The 16,143-nt window shown below is 72.9% G+C and carries 16 protein-coding genes and 2 pseudogenes; 7 read left to right on the forward strand and 11 right to left on the reverse strand.

Going from position 1 to position 16,143, the window contains the following annotated elements:
- Nucleotides 1–9 precede the first annotated feature (9 nt).
- Nucleotides 10–198, reverse strand: coding sequence for a hypothetical protein (locus FB563_RS32990; protein ID WP_055703980.1), 189 nt, complete (start codon nt 196–198; stop codon nt 10–12).
- 260 nt (nt 199–458) lie between these two features.
- On the opposite strand from FB563_RS32990, the gene FB563_RS32995 reads away from it, so the two are divergent.
- Complete coding sequence (locus FB563_RS32995; protein ID WP_055703979.1) at nt 459–902, forward strand: universal stress protein; 444 nt, start codon at nt 459–461, stop codon at nt 900–902.
- A gap of 13 nt (nt 903–915) precedes the next feature.
- On the opposite strand, the gene FB563_RS33000 is transcribed toward FB563_RS32995, so the two are convergent.
- Both FB563_RS33000 and FB563_RS45620 read right to left on the reverse strand, forming a co-directional pair.
- Nucleotides 916–1,614: a response regulator gene (locus FB563_RS33000; RefSeq protein WP_055703978.1), complete on the reverse strand. Its 699-nt coding sequence runs from the start codon at nt 1,612–1,614 to the stop codon at nt 916–918.
- A 79-nt stretch (nt 1,615–1,693) separates the two neighbouring features.
- Nucleotides 1,694–1,804, reverse strand: a pseudogene (locus tag FB563_RS45620) (CBS domain-containing protein); the annotation flags it as partial.
- Nucleotides 1,805–1,990: 186 nt separating this feature from the next.
- Between FB563_RS45620 and FB563_RS33005 the strand changes: the two are divergent.
- Complete coding sequence (locus FB563_RS33005; protein WP_055703977.1) at nt 1,991–2,896, forward strand: universal stress protein; 906 nt, start codon at nt 1,991–1,993, stop codon at nt 2,894–2,896.
- Nucleotides 2,897–2,929: 33 nt separating this feature from the next.
- On the forward strand, nt 2,930–3,787 hold the full coding sequence (locus FB563_RS33010; protein ID WP_055703976.1) for a universal stress protein: 858 nt from the start codon (nt 2,930–2,932) through the stop codon (nt 3,785–3,787).
- Between the two features lie 99 nt (nt 3,788–3,886).
- Here the strand turns inward: FB563_RS33010 and FB563_RS33015 are convergent, their stop codons facing one another.
- On the reverse strand, nt 3,887–4,459 hold the full coding sequence (locus FB563_RS33015) for an Rv1733c family protein (RefSeq protein WP_055703975.1): 573 nt from the start codon (nt 4,457–4,459) through the stop codon (nt 3,887–3,889).
- Complete coding sequence (locus FB563_RS33020; protein WP_055703974.1) at nt 4,459–4,854, reverse strand: STAS domain-containing protein; 396 nt, start codon at nt 4,852–4,854, stop codon at nt 4,459–4,461. Before FB563_RS33020 ends, FB563_RS33015 begins: the two co-directional genes overlap by 1 nt.
- Before the next feature lie 290 nt (nt 4,855–5,144).
- On the opposite strand from FB563_RS33020, the gene FB563_RS33025 reads away from it, so the two are divergent.
- Together FB563_RS33025 and FB563_RS33030 are read left to right on the forward strand one after the other, a co-directional pair.
- Entirely contained in the window at nt 5,145–6,215 is a 1,071-nt protein-coding gene (locus tag FB563_RS33025) for an alcohol dehydrogenase catalytic domain-containing protein (RefSeq protein WP_055703973.1), read from the forward strand.
- Nucleotides 6,216–6,435: 220 nt separating this feature from the next.
- Nucleotides 6,436–8,115, forward strand: a complete 1,680-nt coding sequence (locus tag FB563_RS33030) for a sensor histidine kinase (RefSeq protein WP_055703998.1) — start codon at nt 6,436–6,438, stop codon at nt 8,113–8,115.
- Between the two features lie 132 nt (nt 8,116–8,247).
- Here FB563_RS33030 and FB563_RS33035 read toward each other — a convergent pair whose 3' ends face one another.
- The 4 genes and pseudogenes from FB563_RS33035 to FB563_RS33050 form a co-directional block, all read right to left on the reverse strand.
- A complete protein-coding gene (locus tag FB563_RS33035) occupies nt 8,248–8,706 on the reverse strand; it encodes a Crp/Fnr family transcriptional regulator (RefSeq protein WP_055703972.1) in 459 nt (152 codons plus the stop codon).
- Nucleotides 8,707–8,850: 144 nt separating this feature from the next.
- Nucleotides 8,851–9,366: a DUF2231 domain-containing protein gene (locus tag FB563_RS33040; protein WP_055703971.1), complete on the reverse strand. Its 516-nt coding sequence runs from the start codon at nt 9,364–9,366 to the stop codon at nt 8,851–8,853.
- 128 nt (nt 9,367–9,494) lie between these two features.
- A pseudogene (locus FB563_RS33045) lies at nt 9,495–9,764 on the reverse strand (L-serine ammonia-lyase, iron-sulfur-dependent, subunit alpha); the annotation flags it as partial.
- A gap of 207 nt (nt 9,765–9,971) precedes the next feature.
- Nucleotides 9,972–10,232 (reverse strand): oxidoreductase C-terminal domain-containing protein, encoded by a 261-nt coding sequence (locus tag FB563_RS33050; protein WP_055703969.1) that lies wholly within the window; start codon nt 10,230–10,232, stop codon nt 9,972–9,974.
- A gap of 103 nt (nt 10,233–10,335) precedes the next feature.
- Here FB563_RS33050 and purU point away from each other — a divergent pair, with 103 nt between their 5' ends.
- Both purU and FB563_RS33060 read left to right on the forward strand, forming a co-directional pair.
- Entirely contained in the window at nt 10,336–11,208 is an 873-nt protein-coding gene (purU, locus tag FB563_RS33055; RefSeq protein WP_055703968.1) for a formyltetrahydrofolate deformylase, read from the forward strand.
- A 122-nt stretch (nt 11,209–11,330) separates the two neighbouring features.
- The gene (locus FB563_RS33060) at nt 11,331–12,128 is read left to right on the forward strand and encodes an IclR family transcriptional regulator (RefSeq protein WP_055703967.1); all 798 of its coding nucleotides are present in this window, start codon (nt 11,331–11,333) and stop codon (nt 12,126–12,128) included.
- A 180-nt stretch (nt 12,129–12,308) separates the two neighbouring features.
- On the opposite strand, the gene FB563_RS33065 is transcribed toward FB563_RS33060, so the two are convergent.
- On the reverse strand, nt 12,309–12,911 hold the full coding sequence (locus FB563_RS33065) for a sarcosine oxidase subunit gamma (protein WP_055703966.1): 603 nt from the start codon (nt 12,909–12,911) through the stop codon (nt 12,309–12,311).
- Nucleotides 12,904–16,140: a sarcosine oxidase subunit alpha family protein gene (locus tag FB563_RS33070; RefSeq protein WP_055703965.1), complete on the reverse strand. Its 3,237-nt coding sequence runs from the start codon at nt 16,138–16,140 to the stop codon at nt 12,904–12,906. Before FB563_RS33070 ends, FB563_RS33065 begins: the two co-directional genes overlap by 8 nt.
- Nucleotides 16,141–16,143: the final 3 nt, after the last annotated feature.

The following is a 16,143-nucleotide window of genomic DNA, read 5'->3' on the forward strand; positions in this document are numbered from 1 at the left end:
GAGGTCTTCTCAGCCGAAGAGACTGCGCACCCTGATCGTCTCGACGTGCCGCCACGAGCCGCCGGGCAGCAGCAGCCAGTCGTTCTTCGACGACGAGCCCCTGCGTACGACGGTGTTCCGCGCCGCCCTGCGCGTCGGCAGCCGCGACCCACAGCTCTCCGCCCGGACCCGCGGCCGGGTCGACGCGCCCTTGCTCATGGCTCCTCCCGCGACTTGAGGCGCGGTACGTCATCCGCGTTCGCCTGCATGAGCACTCACTACATCATCGTCCCTTTCGCAGAGGATCGCCCTCGGACGGCACGGTCCGGCGAGGCCGAACGGCACTCGAGCAGCGCCGCGCCGGTAGGGCCCGCGGTGCGTCGGACACGTTGCCCTGGCGAGATGGCGGGACCGCGTGCAGCGTGGAAGCGACGTGGCCGTAACCGACGGGGTGGGAGAGCCGAGAAGAGGTGGGACACATGGACAGGGATGCCTCCGAGCCCCGTGTGGTCGTCGGTGTCGACGGATCGCCGTCCTCGTACGAGGCGCTGCGCTGGGCCGTCCGGTACGCGGGCCTCCTCGGCGCAGCCGTGGACGCCGTCGCGGTGTGGGAGCTGCCGGGGCTGTACGGCTGGTCGGCGCCGGCTGTGGACCTGGACGTCGACGAGGAAGAGACCAGGCAGCGGATGCGGACGGAGCTGACCGATGTGCTCGGCGCGGACGCGGTCGGCTCGGTCCGCAGCCATGTGGTGCACGGCAACGCGGCCGACGTGCTGCTGCGGGCCGCAGAGGGAGCCGCGGCCCTGGTCGTCGGCGGCCGGGGCAGGGACGGGTTCGCCGCCGCCCTGCTCGGCTCGGTCAGCCAGCACGTCTCGCAGCACGCGAGCTGCCCGGTCGTGATCGTGCGCGCTCAGCGGGAGTGACGCACATCCGATGTCAGTCCGTGTGCTCCCCGGGGCTCTGTGGCTCCAGGTGGGACGCGAGGACCGCGGCCTGGACCCGGCGCTGGACTCCCAGCTTCGCCAGCATGCGTGAGATGTGGTTCTTGACGGTCTTCTCCGACAGGTACAGCCGCTGGGCGATCTCTCTGTTGGTGAGACCGTCGCCGATCAGGGCGAGGATGTCCCGTTCGCGGGGTGACAGGGTCGCCAGCTCGGGTGGCGCCGAGGGGCTCTGCGCCGGGTCGGTGCGCAGCGAGCGCATGAGGCGGGCCGTGGTCGCGGGGTCGAGCATGGACTGTCCCGAGGCGACGGTACGCACGGCGGAGACGAGGTCGGAGCCCTTGATCTGCTTGAGCACATAGCCGGAGGCGCCGGCCATGATGGCGTCCAGCAGGGCGTCCTCGTCGTCGAACGAGGTCAGCATCAGACATGCCAGCTCCGGCAGCCGGCTGCGCAGCTCCCGGCAGACCGAGATGCCGTCGCCGTCCGGGAGCCGCACGTCGAGCACGGCGACGTCCGGGCGCAGCGCGGGCCCGCGGGCGAGGGCGTGCTCGGCGGTGTCCGCGTCCCCGGCCACGGAGATGTCCGCTTCGGCGTCGAGCAGGTCGGCCAGGCCGCGTCGTACGACCTCGTGGTCGTCCACCAGGAACACCCGGATCGGGTTCTGCTCCGTGAAGGTGCGTGTCTCGGTCATGACGACCTCTCGTTCCCCGGGAAGGACAGACCGCGGGCTGTCCACGAGGCCGATCATCCATCCAGCGGTGCCGTACGGACTAGGGCCGACCGGCCCCAGTCACGCCGAGGTCGTCGCGTGCGAGGTCGGACCGCACGTCCACCACACCCTCCACGGCCCGCACCAGGCGTGCCGCCACCGGGACCAGTGCGGGGCCGCAGCTTCACGCGGCCGGTGTGGGGGGCGTCGTCCCGCAGTGGTCCCGGCGGCCGGTCCGTTCCCGTGCGGGAGGGCCGGCCAGGGCCGGTCGGTCCCCTGGCGGGACCTGCGGCCCTTCACCCCGCCGGCTCGGCGGGACCACGCTGGGACTGCATCCTCGTCCTGGGAGGCGGAGACGATGGCTCGAACGGTCACGGTGGGTCTCGACGCGTCGCCCGAGAGCCGGGCCGCCGCCGAATGGGCGGCGCGCGAAGCGGCGCTGCGCGATCTGCCGCTGAAGATCGTGCACGTCTGGGAGCCGGTGCCCGAACCCATGGCCCTGGCCCCGCCGCTCGGCGGCGAGAGCCGGCAGCAGTGGACCGAGGAGGTTCCCCGTCAGGCCGCCGAGGGTCTGCGGCTGCGCCATCCCGGTGTCGAGGTGATCACCGACCGGTTCACCGGGAATCCGGCCCAGGCCCTGACCGAGGCGGCGGACGGCGCCGAGCTGATGGTGCTGGGCTCGCGCGGCCTCGGCGGGATCGCCGGCTTCATGCTCGGCTCGGTCGGCCTGGCCGTCCTCGCCCACGCCGAGCGTCCCGTGGTGCTGGTCCGGGCCTGGGAGCAGGCCGCCGACGAGCACAAGCCGGACCCGGCGGGCATCCCCTCCGCCGCGACCCCCTTCCGGCCCGTCGTCCTCGGCCTCGACCTCGGCACCCCCGACGAGACGCTGCTCGGGTTCGCCTTCGACGCCGCCGCCCGGCGGGGCGCGTCCCTCCGGGTGGTGCACGGCTGGAGCCGGCCGCCCGCCTCCTTCCACCGCCCCTCCGGTGCCGCCGGGCTCTACGACGAGCTCGCCCACGCACAGGCCAGGGCGCTGTCCGAGTTGCTGCGCGCCTGGCGGCTGAAGTTCCCGGACGTGGAAGTGATCGAGGCGAGCCGGTGCGGCAGCGCCGCGCAGGTTCTCGTCGACGCCTCCCGCGAGGCCTGTCTGGTCGTCGTGGGCCGGCGTGTCCGCACCAGCCCGCTCGGCGCCCACATCGGCCACGTCACGCATGCCGTGCTGCACCACGTCGTGGCCCCGGTCGCCGTCGTTCCGCACGACTGAGCCGTCTGATCCTCCGAGGGAGCGCTGCACACCATGAATCTTCCGATCGTCGTCGGCGTCGACGGTTCCGAGCCGAGCCTGCGGGCCGTCGACTGGGCGGCCGACGAGGCCGTCCTGCGAGGGGCCTCGCTCCGGCTGGTGTACGCCTCCCTGTGGGACCGCTACGAAGGCGCCCTGCTCGCGCAGGAACTCGACAAGCCGCTGGAGGAGGTGATGGCCCGGGACGTCGTCGGTACCGCCCAGGAGCAGGCCCGGCGCCGCCGGCCGGAGGTGACGGTCACCACCGACGTGCTGCCCGAGGAGCCGGAGCAGGGGCTCGTACGGGAGAGCGGCTCCGCCCTCGCCGTCGTGCTGGGGTGTCGCGGCCGCAGCGGCATGGGCGAGGCGCTGCTGGGTTCCGTCAGCCTCGCGGTCGCCGGGCACGCGCACTGCCCGGTGATCGTGCTCCGCGGCAGCGACGACAACCGGTCCCGCACCGGGATCCGGGGACGGATCGCGGTGGGGGTGGGCGAGAAGCCGGCCGGCTCGGCCGCCGTACGGTTCGCCGTCGAGGAGGCCGCCCTGCGGGGGGTGCCTCTGGAAGCGGTACGGGCCTGGCGGCGCCCCGCGCCCACGACCGTCGGCCACCCCGCGGCGCGGCTCCAGAGGCAGCAGGCCGTCGAGTTGCTGGAGCAGGCCCTGCGCGACACACCGGCCGAGCCGAGGATCGACCGCCGCACGGTCGAGGGCCACGCCCGGGACGCCCTGATCGCCGCCTCCCGCGAGGCCGACCTGCTCGTCCTGGGCGCCCGGCGCAGGCACGGTCACTTCGGCCTCCCGCTCGGCCGTGTCGCCCATGGTGTGCTGCACCACGCGGCCTGTCCGGTGGCCGTCGTACCGGAACCCGCCTGACGTCCGGCGAGCTTTCCGCACCGCCCGGTGGTCGGCGTCGCTCACCGCGCCGAGCCGGGGACTCACGGCGTCGGGCCGCGTCAGCGACGTCGGTCCGCGTCAGCCCGTCCGGTGGCCCCAGTGGGGCTCCACCCGATCCCACTCCCGGTCCCAGCGGGCCATGCGGCGCCGGTCGAGCGATAGCCGTGCGAGTGCTCCTGCCCCGAACACCGGGGCGGCGACGGCCAGGGCGGCCGCCGTGCCGAACAGACCGGCCTCGATGGCGCCCTCGGTGGGGTCCGTCGGCTTCGCGGGAGCGAGGCCACCGTGGTCGTCCTGCCAGACCACCACCCGGGCACCGGCCTTCAGACCGCGGTCCACCAGCGTGTCAGCGGTACGGGGAGTGCCGTCCGGCGCGGTCCAGCGCACCGCCGCCCGGACCAGGCCGCCGGCCGGCCAGGCCTCGGTGGTGGCACGCGGTGCGTCGACGAGCACTACGGCACGGACGGGATGCCGGTGGGCGCGCTGCGCCGCGAACACATCACCGGCGGCCCGTGCCGTGAGCACCCCCGCGGCGGCCCCTGCGAGCACGACCACGATCCAGACCGCCAGGACCAGCCAGGCCTCCGCGACGTCCTCGGGTCGCCGCAGCGGATTGCCCCGCCAACGCCACGGCCCCGGCCGCGCGTTCATCACGCCGCTCCGCCCGCAGGCCCCGGCGGCGGCTGAGGGAGGCGCGTGTGCACCTCGAAGACGTCCCCCAGTCCCGTGACCCGCAGGATGCGCCGGAAGCCCGCGCTTTCGGTGATCAGCCGCAGCCGGCCCTGCCGGGCCAGCGTCCGGTTGCGCGCACGGCGCAGGGCCCCGAGTCCGGCACAGTCGATGAACGTGACCGGCCGCAGGTCGAGCACCAGGTCGGGCTGCGGGCAGGTGGTGAGCGCGTCGAGCCGTCGCGACAGCGCGGGGACGGTCAGCACATCTATCTCGCCGTGCAGGGACACGACGGTCGCTCCGCCGGCCCGGTGGGGCGCGAGCACTTCCGGTGCGGTGCGGTGCTCTGCCGGGCGTGCCGCGTCGTTCTCGGACATGACACGAGCGAACCGGGAGCACCGGTCGGGGCGGAAGGGCCGTCCGGCCCTGTCCGCCGGTCCGTACGGGCACCGCTCGGCCTGGTGACGGCCGGGGTCCCCGCTCGGAACCGCTCGGCCTCGTGACGGCCGGGGCCCCGATCGGCACCGTACGCCCGCGGGCCTGGGCCGGACGGCCCAAGCGGCACCGCTGTGCACCGGCGAAGCTGAGGGTGCGGGCGATCCCGGCGCCGTGGCTGCCGGAACCGCGACCCCGCGGCGGAGTCGAGGAAGAGCGACGAGGAGCTGCCATGAAGGGCTTCGTGTTCCACGGTCCGGGGCAGGCGTCCTGGCAGGACGTCCCGGACCCCGCTCTGAAGGAACCCACCGATGTCATCGTGAAGGTCGGCGCCGTGACCATCTGCGGGTCGGATCTGCACATCCTCAAGGGCGACGTTCCCGACGTGCGTTCCGGCACGGTGCTCGGGCACGAGGCGGTCGGCGAGATCGTCGAGGCAGGCAGCGACGTACGCACCGTACGGCCCGGGGACCGGGTGCTGATGTCCTGCATCACCTCGTGCGGCCGGTGCCGGTTCTGCCGGGACCGCTCGTACGGCCAGTGCCGGGGCGGCGGAGGCTGGGTCCTCGGCCACCTGATCGACGGCACGCAGGCCCAGTACGTCCGGGTCCCCTACGCCGACCTTTCCGTGCATCCGCTGCCCGCGACCGTGCCCAGCGAGGACGCCGTGCTGTTCGCGGACATCTTCCCGACCTCCTACGAGGTCGGTGTCCTGAACGGGCATGTGCGCCCCGGCGACACCGTCGCCATCGTCGGCGCCGGGCCCGTCGGACTCGCGGCCGTCACCACGGCGCGCCTGTTCGCCCCGGAACGGATCATCTCGGTCGACCTGGCCGCGGCCCGGCTGGAGGCCGCCCGGCGGCTCGGTGCCGACGCCGTCGCCGACGTCCGCGAGGAGCCCGCCCAGTTGGTCGCCGATCTGACCGAGGGGCTCGGCGCGGACGTGGTCATGGAGGCGGTCGGTGTCCCGGAGAGCTTCGAGTTGTGCACCCGCATGGTCCGGCCCGGCGGGCACGTGGCCAACATCGGCGTGCACGGCAAGCCCGCGACGCTGCACCTCGAAGACCTCTGGATCAAGAACGTGACCATCACGACCGGCCTTGTGGACACCTACTCCACGCCCACCCTGCTGCGGATGGCCGCCGCCGGCCGGCTGCCGACCGGGCAACTGGTCACCCACACCTTCCCGCTGGACCACATGGAGGAGGCCTACGACGTCTTCTCCGGGGCCGCCGAGACCGGCGCGCTCAAGATCGTGCTCGGCGGGGAGCGGCATGCGGAGGTGGCCGTTCCCGCGGCCTGACCGGGCCGCCGCCCGGCCGCCCGGCGTGCCCGGGGCCTCGGAGTGCAGCACGAACGCGGAGGTCGCACAACGGGCCGGAAGACCGGTTGCCGGATCACGTCCCAGCCCGGCCCCGTAGGGGATACGGTGTGGGAGGAACCCATCGGTTGGAGCGTTCCGCCGGTGGGGACTGGAGGACGTGGTGACCGGTGCGGAGGAACCCCGGGTACGACTGCCCCAGATGAAGCTCGACGAGCTGCTGGAGGAGCTGCAGGCCCGGATCAACGCGGCCCGTGGCACACAGGACCGTGTCCAGGGTCTGCTGGAGGCGGTCCTCTCCGTCGGCCGGGAGCTGAACCTGGAGCAGGTGCTGCACTCCATCGTGGAGGCGGCCGCCGTGCTCGTGGACGCCGAGTACGCGGCGCTCGGCGTCATCGGTCCGGACGGCACACGGCTGTCCGCCTTCCACACGATCGGCGTCACCGAGCAGCAGATCGCCGCGATCGGCCCCTATCCGGAGGGGCACGGCATCCTCGGCGAGCTGATCCGGCACCCGCAGCCACTCCGGCTCGGCAGAATCGCCGAACACGTGTCCTCCTACGGCTTCCCGCCGGGCCACCCGCCCATGAACAGCTTCCTGGGCGTCCCGATCCGGGTCCGCGACCAGGTCTTCGGCAATCTCTATCTGACCGAGAAGCGCGGCAGCGTGGAGTTCGACGAGGAGGACGAGTCGGTGCTGTCCACGCTGGCGGTGGCCGCCGGTGTCGCCATCGACAACGCGCGCCTGTACGAGGACGCCCGGCTGCGCGAGCGGTGGCAGCGCGCGAACGCGGAGATCGGCCACAGCCTGATGTCCGGCAGCGACCGGGCCGAGTCCCTGGGTCTGATCGCCGAGCGAGCCCGGGAGATCTCGGGCTCCGCCCTGGCGGCGGTCGCCATGCCCATGGAGGGCACGAAGTCACTCACCGTGGAGATCGCCGTCGGAGTGGACGCGGAGGCGCACCGCGGACTGGTGCTGCCCATGGACGCGAGCCTCATGGGGCTGTCGTACACCGCGACCGCCCCGGTGACCAGCGACGACGTCGGCCATGACCTGCGGATCAACCCCGAGCCGCCGCGGTTCGAGGGGCTCGGCCCCGCCGTGGCCGTCCCGATCGGCACGGGCGAGAACGGAGTGCGCGGCGTGGTCCTGGTGGCCCGCGAAGTCGGCCGGCCGGTCTATCTCCAGAAGGAGACGGAGCTGCTGCAGGGATTCGCCGCCCAGGCCGCGATCGCGATGGAGCTCGCCGACCGCAGGCGGGACGCCCAGCAGATCGCGCTGCTGGAGGACCGCGACCGGATCGCCCGGGACCTGCACGACCTTGCCATCCAACGGCTGTTCGCCACCGGCATGACCCTGCAGAGCGCGGGCCGTTTCATCGAACATGCCGAGGCCTCCGAGCGGGTGCTGCGGGCCGTGGACGACCTCGACGAGACCATCAAGATCATCAGGTCGACGATCTTCGGGCTGCGAGCCCGCACCGGCACCGCCTCCAGCGGCCTGCGGGCGAGGGTCGTCCGGGCGGTCGGCGAGGCCACCCCCGTGCTGGGCTTCGCCCCCAGCGTTCGGATGGAAGGCCTGGTCGACACCGATGTGCCGGCGGAGATCGCCGACCATGTCGTGGCCGTGCTGACCGAGTCCCTCACCAACATCGCCCGGCACGCCCACGCCGACCGGGCCCAGGTGGTCCTCACGACCGACGGCCGGGAGGTGCGCCTGAGGGTCTCGGACAACGGCGTGGGCATCCCTTCCGGGGGCCGGCGCAGCGGACTGCTCAACATGGCCGAACGGGCGGAGAACCTCGGCGGCCGGCTCGAGGTGACCGGCCCCGAGGAAGGCGGTTCGGCACTGGCCTGGCACGTCCCGCTGCCCACCGGGTAGGCGCCCGCGGTGACCATGACGTGGACCGGCTCGGCCGGAGCCGGGAACAGCGGGTCGACGACATCGCGCCGCATCACGTCACTCACCCGGTGCGGGCTTCGGTCCGCGGCGTCCTCCTCACCGGACCGCCGGTCACATCGGACCGCCGCTGCCGTAGGGGGCGTAGAGGTCGAGCAGCCGGACCCGGGAGGCATGCAGCCGTTGAGCGACCACGCGCCCGACCCAGACGGCGACCGCCCGGCCGAACTCGGGATCCGCGGCGCACAGCGACCGTACGGCACCGGAGTCGAACTCCCAGGCGCGCACCGGGCTCATGGCCGTGGCGCCCAGGTGCCAGAGGTACGGCTCGAAGTGCCAGGACCAGCCGACCAGTTCGCCCTGCCCGAGGGTCTCGATGACGGCGGACCGACGGCCCGGCACGTGCAGGTCGAGGGCGACGGTGCCGGTACGCACGATCCAGAACCGGTCGGCGCGCCGGCCCTCCTCGAACAGGCGGGACCCCGCCTCGAAGGAGACCTCGTGGGCCAGGCACATCAGCCGTTCGCGGTGCACGGGCTCAAGAGCCGCGGTCACGGTGGTGGTGGAAGTCATCGCACCGGCTCCCTTCGTGGCTTCTGCTCCCAGCGTGTGCGCGTACGGCCGAGACCGCCACGGGCCACTCGGTCCGGGCCCGGGGGTCCTTCGGCCCCGAACCGGACGACGCCGGGCGACCGGTTGGGCCGGTTGGGGGCTGGATCAGTCGCTGTGGTCCTTCGGCCCCGTCGCCGTCTTCGAGTAGGCGTCGTGCCACGCGGCCTTCGCTCCGGAGTCGCCGATCCGGTAGACGTCCACGACCGCTCCGACCGCGACGGCCAGCGAGAGCACTCCGACGACGATCCTCACCGGAAGGGCGGACCGACGCGTGCCGCTGCCCTGACCGGGCTCCGCCGGAGCGCGCCGCCCCGCCCACCAGACGACGGCCGCCAGCACGAAGAGGCCCAGCGCCCAGGGCAGCAGTCCGTCGCCCAGCTCGGTGTGCCGGCGCACCAGGGCGTCATCGGCCACATGCCGTTCGAGCCACTCACCGGCGTGTGTGGTCAGCGGCACGCTTGCCAGGGCGACGAAGGCGAGCACCGGGAGCAGGACGCCCAGCCGCCGGGCGGCGCGCGGCCAGAGCGCGGCCGTCACCAGGGCCAGCGCGGTGAGGGGTATCAACACGACGACCACATGGACGAACAGCACATGGGCGGGCAGACCGTTGATCAGAGTCATCCAGGGGCTCCTGAAGGGGGGTGTGGGCGCGCGCCAGACTGTCACAGCCACCTCTCAGTGAGCTCTGAGCCACAACTCCTGCTCGCGCGCGTGCGCCCTACCGCTCCCTCTGCCGCCCGCCCGACTGCTCAGCACTCGATGACGTTGACGGCGAGTCCGCCACGGGCGGTCTCCTTGTACTTGACCTTCATGTCGGCGCCGGTCTCGTTCATGGTCTTGATGACCTTGTCGAGGGAGACGTGGTGGCGGCCGTCGCCGCGCAGGGCCATCCGGGCGGCGGTCACGGCCTTGACCGCGGCCAGGCCGTTGCGCTCGGTGCACGGGGTCTGCACCAGGCCGCCGACCGGGGCGCAGGTCAGGCCGAGGTTGTGCTCCATGCCGATCTCGGCCGCGTGGTCGAAGACGCTGATTGCCACGCCATACTCCGTGGATGGGCGGGGCGTGTGCCGGGCGGTCCCGGGCACGCCTGTGCGGGAGGTTGTGGTTACGGGCGGGGGTGTCCCGCGGCGTAGGTGTCGGACCGGTGGAGCCGGGTCATCGGCGCTGTCCTCCGTTACGGTGCGGAGTTGACGACTCCGGGGTCGTCGGCCGGCGCGGGGGACTCATCAGCCGGCGGGGACGGCTGCGGGGGCGAGGGTGCGGCGGAGTCGGTTGAACAGCTTCGGCTGGTTCAGGGAGAGCACCGCGACCGGCACGTCCTCGCGCCGGTAGACGGCGGTGAAGGAACGGCTGTCGAGGTCGCCGTCGACGACCTGCGGCTCGGCGCCGGGAGCGACGTGCCCGGCGAGCTGCCACCCCGGCGGACTGCTGTCAAGGGGCAGGGGCGCGCTCTCGGCGTGCGCGCGCGATTGTTGCGCATGGCGCATCTTCTCGCGCCTCTCGGGACAAGCCTCTTGACCCGCCGCCGTCCGCATCAGACCATGTTGCGTATCACTCTCATAGTTGCGTATTACGCATTCGGAGGATGTCATGTCCCCTCGCCCGCAGCCCGGCCGCGAGTTCGTCCTCACCCTCTCGTGCCCCGACCGGTCCGGCATCGTCCACGCGGTCACCAGCTTTCTGGTGAACCACTCCGGCAACATCCTCGAGAGCCAGCAGTTCGACGACCGTCTGCAGGACCGCTTCTTCATGCGGATGCACTTCGAGGTCTCGCATCCGGCCACGTCACTGGAGGAGTTGCGCACCGACTTCGGCCCGGTCGCCGACGCCTACCGGATCAGCTGGCAGCTGCACGACGTGACAACCCCGACCCGCACCCTGATCATGGTGTCGAAGTTCGGCCACTGCCTGAACGACCTGCTCTTCCGCCAGTCCACGGGCTCGCTCAACATCGAGATCCCGGCGATCGTCTCCAACCACCGCGACTTCGAGCCGCTGGCCCGCACCTACGGCATCCCCTTCCACCATGTCCCGGTGACCCGGGAGACCAAGGCCGAGGCGGAGGCCCGGCTGCTGGAGCTCGTCGGCGAGCTCGACATCGACCTGGTGGTGCTCGCCCGCTACATGCAGATCCTCTCCGACGACCTGTGCAAGCGGCTCGACGGCCGGGCCATCAACATCCACCACTCCTTCCTGCCGAGCTTCAAGGGCGCCCGGCCGTACGTGCAGGCGCACCAGCGCGGCGTCAAGCTCGTCGGAGCCACCGCGCACTACGTCACGCCCGACCTCGACGAGGGCCCGATCATCGAGCAGGACGTCGTCCGCGTGGACCACTCCCACACCCCGGACGAGCTGGTCGCCATGGGCCGCGACGTCGAGGCCCGGGTCCTCGCGCGCGCCGTGCAGTGGCACAGCGAGAGCCGTGTGCTGACCAACGGCAACTGCACGGTCGTCTTCCGCTGACACCACCGGCCGCGCGGACCGCGAGAAGGACCTGACGACGGCTCCCCCGCGCGAGGAGCCGTCGTATACCCTCCCTCTGCGAACCACGGGACCCGGCGGCCCGCACTGCGTATAGTTGCGCCATGAGCAACCACACCGCAGAGGACGAAACAACGGCTCCGGCCGTGAGCGGGGTGCAGTCCGTCGACCGTGCCGTCAGCGTCCTGGAGATCCTGGCGCATCGCGGGGAGGCGGGGGTCAGTGAGGTCGCCGCCGAGATCGACGTCCACAAGTCGACCGCGTTCCGCCTGCTCGGCGCGCTGGAGGCGCGCGGTCTGGTCGAGCAGGCGGCCGAGCGCGGCAAGTACCGGCTCGGTTTCGGAATCGTGCGCCTGGCCGGCGCGGTCACGGGCCGCCTCGACATCACCCAGCAGGGGCGGGAGGTCTGCGAGCGGCTCAGCGAGGAGATCGGCGAAACCGTCAACATCGCCGTCCTGCAGGAGCACTACGCCGTCAACCTCCACCAGGTGCGCGGCCCCGGCGCCGTAGGCACCCACAACTGGGTCGGGCAGCTCACCCCGGTGCATGCCACGTCCAGCGGCAAGATCCTGCTCGCACACCTGCCGGCGACACAGCGCGCCCAGGTGCTCGCCGCCTCCGGACTGCAGAGGCTCACGCCGCACACCCTGACCTCGCGGACCGAGCTCGAGAAGAACCTCACCGAGGCGCGGGACCGCGGGTATGCGGTGACGCTGGAGGAACTCGAACTCGGACTGCACGCCATGGCGGCCCCGATCCGCTCGCACCAAGGCGAGGTCGTGGCCGCCCTCAGCGCCTCCGGCCCCGCGTACCGCTTCACCGCGGAGCGCATGCACGAGCTGGCACCCCTGCTGCTCAAGGGCGCGGAGGAGATCAGCCACCGGATGGGGTACGTGGGCTGAGTCCCGACAGCGGCGCCGGAGCCGCCTGTCCGGCGCAGCCGGGACAGCAACTCGCCGTTGCAGCCAGAGCCTTGGCCATCGGGGCGGTCGGCCGGAGCGCGGAATGGTGCGGCGGTGCCGGGCCGGGCGTTCGCACCGGTCCGGCACCGCCGGGTCATCTGTGCCGCCCTGCCGGTCCGCTCACCGGTATTCGACGGCCGCGTCCAGCAGCCAGTCCACCAGGTAGCCGGCGAAGGAGGAGCGCACCAGTATCCAGAAGCCGGCCCTGGGCTCGTCGCGGGCCACCAGGACGACCTGGGTGCGGGCCAGCGTGGTCTGGGCGCAGCGGCCGGGGCCGAAGGCGCGCGGGTGCAGGTCCAGTGCGCAGCCGTGGGCCAGCAGGTCGCGGGCGCGGGGGCCGCCGACCAGGAGCGTGGTGCGCTGGGCGGACACGTCGGTGACGGCGACCGGTTCGTCTCCCGCCGCCGAGCGGATCCGGCTCTCCAGGTCCCGCTCGGCGCCGGGCAGGCCCACCACGAGCCATTCGTCCGGGCCGAGCCACACCGCGGTCATGTCCCCCGCGTGCACGACGGTGTTGGGTTCCAGGGGCAGTTGGAGTCCCAGGGCGAGTCCGACGGCGTCCGCCGCCGGGCCCTTGGCGTCGAGGCGGACGTTCACCTGGGCCAGGCAGGGGAGTTCGGCCAGCCGGATCGCGCCCCGGGAGGCGCGGGTCGCGGCGGCCAGGCGGTGGGCGGCGTCGGCCAGGGGGCTGCGCTGCCGTGCGGTCGGGGCGGTGTCAGCCATCGCGGCGGGCTCCCTCGGGGTCGTAGAGGACGGGGCTTGCGACGGTCACCGGGACCAGCCGGTCGCCGACGGGTGCGAAGAGACGGTCACCGATGCGGTCCCGGCCGCCCTTGATCAGAGCGAGCGCGAAGGTCCGGCCGAGCGCCGCGCTGCGGTAACTGGAGGTGACGTGGCCGAGCATCGGCACGGGCGGCGCGGGCAGTTCGCCGTCGGCGACCAGATGCGTGCCCTCCGGGAGGAAGGCGGCCGGGTCCTCGGGGAGGAGCCCGACGAGGTGCTTGCGGTCGGGGCGGACGGTGTCGGCGCGGGCGAAGGAGCGCTTCCCGATGAAGTCGGGCTTCTTCTTCGACACCGCCCAGCCCATGCCGAGGTCCTGCGGGGTGACCGTGCCGTCGGTGTCCTGGCCGACGATCGGGTAGCCCTTCTCGGCGCGCAGGACGTGCATGGTCTCGGTGCCGTACGGAGTGATGCCGTACGGGGCGCCGGCCTCGTACAGCGCCTCCCACAGGGCGAGGGCTTCCCACGGTGACACGTTGATCTCGTAGGCGAGTTCGCCGGAGAAGCTGATCCGGCACACCCGTGCGTCGATGCCGGCGACGGTCGTCTCCCGCCACGCCATGAACGGGAAGTCGTCGTTGGACACGGCCAGTTGGGGCGCGACCGAGCCGAGGACCGCGCGGGACTTCGGGCCGACCAGGGCGACGGTGGCCCACTGCTCGGTGACCGAGGTGCAGTGGACCCGCAGTTCGGGCCACTCGGTCTGCAGCCACTCCTCCATCCAGTCCAGGACGGCGGCGGCGTTCCCGGTCGTCGTGGTGACCAGGAAGCGGTCCTGGGCGAGCCGGATGACCGTGCCGTCGTCGAAGACCATCCCGTCGGGGCGGCACATCACGCCGTAGCGGATCATGCCGATCTTCAGGGTGCTCACCATGTTGGTGTAGAGCCGGTCGAGGAAGAGTGCCGCGTCCGGGCCCTGTACGTCGATCTTGCCGAGCGTGGAGGCGTCCATGAAGGCCACGCCCTCACGGGCGGCGCGGCACTCGCGCAGCACGGCGGCCTCCATGTCCTCGCCGTCCTGCGGGTAGTACCAGGGCCGCTTCCACTGGCCGACGTTCTCGAACAGCGCGCCGTGCGCCACATGCCAGGTGTGCAGGGCCGTCGTGCGGACCGGGTCGCTCAGCGCGCCGCGGTCGCGCCCCGCGAGGGCGGCGAAGGAGACCGGGGTGTACGGCGGCCGGAAGGTGGGCAGGCCGAGCGCAGAGATGTCCACGCCGAGGAGTTCGGCGACGACCCCGCTGGCCAGGACGCCGGCCGTCCTGCCCTGGTCACCGCCGGTGCCGGCGGTGGTGTAGCGCTTGGTGTGCTCCACCGAGCGCAGGCCCGCGCCGGTCGCCCGCGCCAGGTCGTCGACCGTGACGTCACGCTGGAGGTCGACGAACCTGGGGGCGCCGGTGTCGGTGGGGATGGTGAAGACCTGCATGGGCGGGGTGTGCGGCTGGGCGGCCACGGCCGGTAGGGCCGGCGTCCCGGCGGTGTAGCCCTCCGATTCGACCGCGCGGGCACCGGCCGCCGCGCCCTGCGCGAGGACCGTGGCGAGGTCGAAGACGCCGTTCGCGCTGCCCGCGACCTCCACCGCCTGACGGCCGCTGTCGGGCACGAACGCGCCGAGCACGTCGTCGTGACGGAGCTTCCCACCCGCCTGGCTGAACAGGTGCGCGACCGGATTCCAGCCGCCGGAGACCAGGAGCAGGTCGACGGCGAACTCCCGCCGGCCGGCGGACTCGCCGTACGGGGCGACCGTCACGGCGGTCAGGCGGGCCCCGCCCTGCGTGCCGGTGACCGCGTGTCCGGCGAGCACCTCGATCCCGGCGGACCGGGCACGCTCGGCCCACTCCCCCGGCTCGGACCGGGTGTCGACGATGGCGGCGATGCCCATGCCCGCGGCCGCCAGGTCGAGCGCGGCGGCATAGGCGCTGTCGTTGGTGGTGAACACGACCGCGTGCCGGCCGGGCAGCACGGCGTACCGGTGGAGGTACGTCCGGGCGGAGGACGCCAGCATCACGCCGGGGCGGTCGTTGTCGCCGAACGCCAGCGACCGCTCGTGGGCGCCGGTGGCGAGGACGACGCGCCGGGCACGGATCCGCCAGACGCGCTCGCGGGAGACGTTCGCCGGGGCCTCGGCGCCGAGGTGGTTGGTGCGGCGCTCGACGGCGAGGAGGTGGTTGTCGTCGTAGTACCCGAAGACGGTGGTGCGGCGCAGAACGCGTACCTCGGGGGCCGCTTCCAGCTGTGCGCGGGTCGTCTCCACCCAGTCGAGGTGCTCGCCGGTGCCGAGCAGGCTGCCGCCGAGTTCCGGCTGGTCGTCGGCGAGGATGACACGGGCGCCGGTGCTCGCCGCCGCCGCTGCCGCCGCGAGGCCGGCTGGGCCCGCGCCGACGATCAGCAGGTCGCAGTGGGCGTGCACGGCGTCGTAGCGGGCCGGGTCGGGTTCGGTGGCGAGGCGGCCCTGACCGGGGAGGCTGCTCGCGACCAGGCCGTCGTAGAGCTCGACGGTCGTCGCGGGCAGCATCGGCTCGGGGAAGGGTGCCTCGATCTGGACGACCGCGTGGGGTTCTTCGACGCCGGCCGAGAAGATGCCTCGGGGGCGGCCCAGCTTGATGCTGGTGGCGGCCTGGATGACGCCGTTGGCGAGGAGGGCGGAGGCGAGGGTGTCGCCCTGGTAGCCCTGGTATGCGATGCCGTCAAAGGTGAAGATGAGGGGGGTGTCGCGGGCGATGCGGCCGCCGGTGGGGGTGCGGAAGGGATGGTCGCCCCCGCCGCCCCTACCCGTCCCATCCTCCAGGGGCTCTGCCCCTTCGACCCCGCCAGGGGGCTCCGCCCCCTGGACCCCCGTCGGCCCTGAACGGGCCTCGCCCTCAAACGCCGGACAGGCTGGTTGCTCCGGACGCGGCTCCGTCGTCTCCGGACGCGACTCCCCCACCTTGTACACGGCGAGGATCTCGTTGGTCGACGTGTCCCGCACGGCGTTGAACCACTTGCGGCAGCCCGCCGCGTGGCTCCAGCGCTCGGCGAACGGGCCCTTGGGGTTGTCGCGGAAGAACAGGTACCGCGCCCACTCCTCGTCGGTGAGGGCGGCCGGGTCCTCGGGGTAGGAGACGTGGGCCTGGCCACCGTAGTGGAACTCCGCCTCGTCACGGGGCCCGCACCACGGGCACGAAATGAGCAGCATGGT

The sequence above is a fragment of the Streptomyces puniciscabiei genome (assembly GCF_006715785.1).
GTDB lineage: Bacteria > Actinomycetota > Actinomycetes > Streptomycetales > Streptomycetaceae > Streptomyces > Streptomyces puniciscabiei.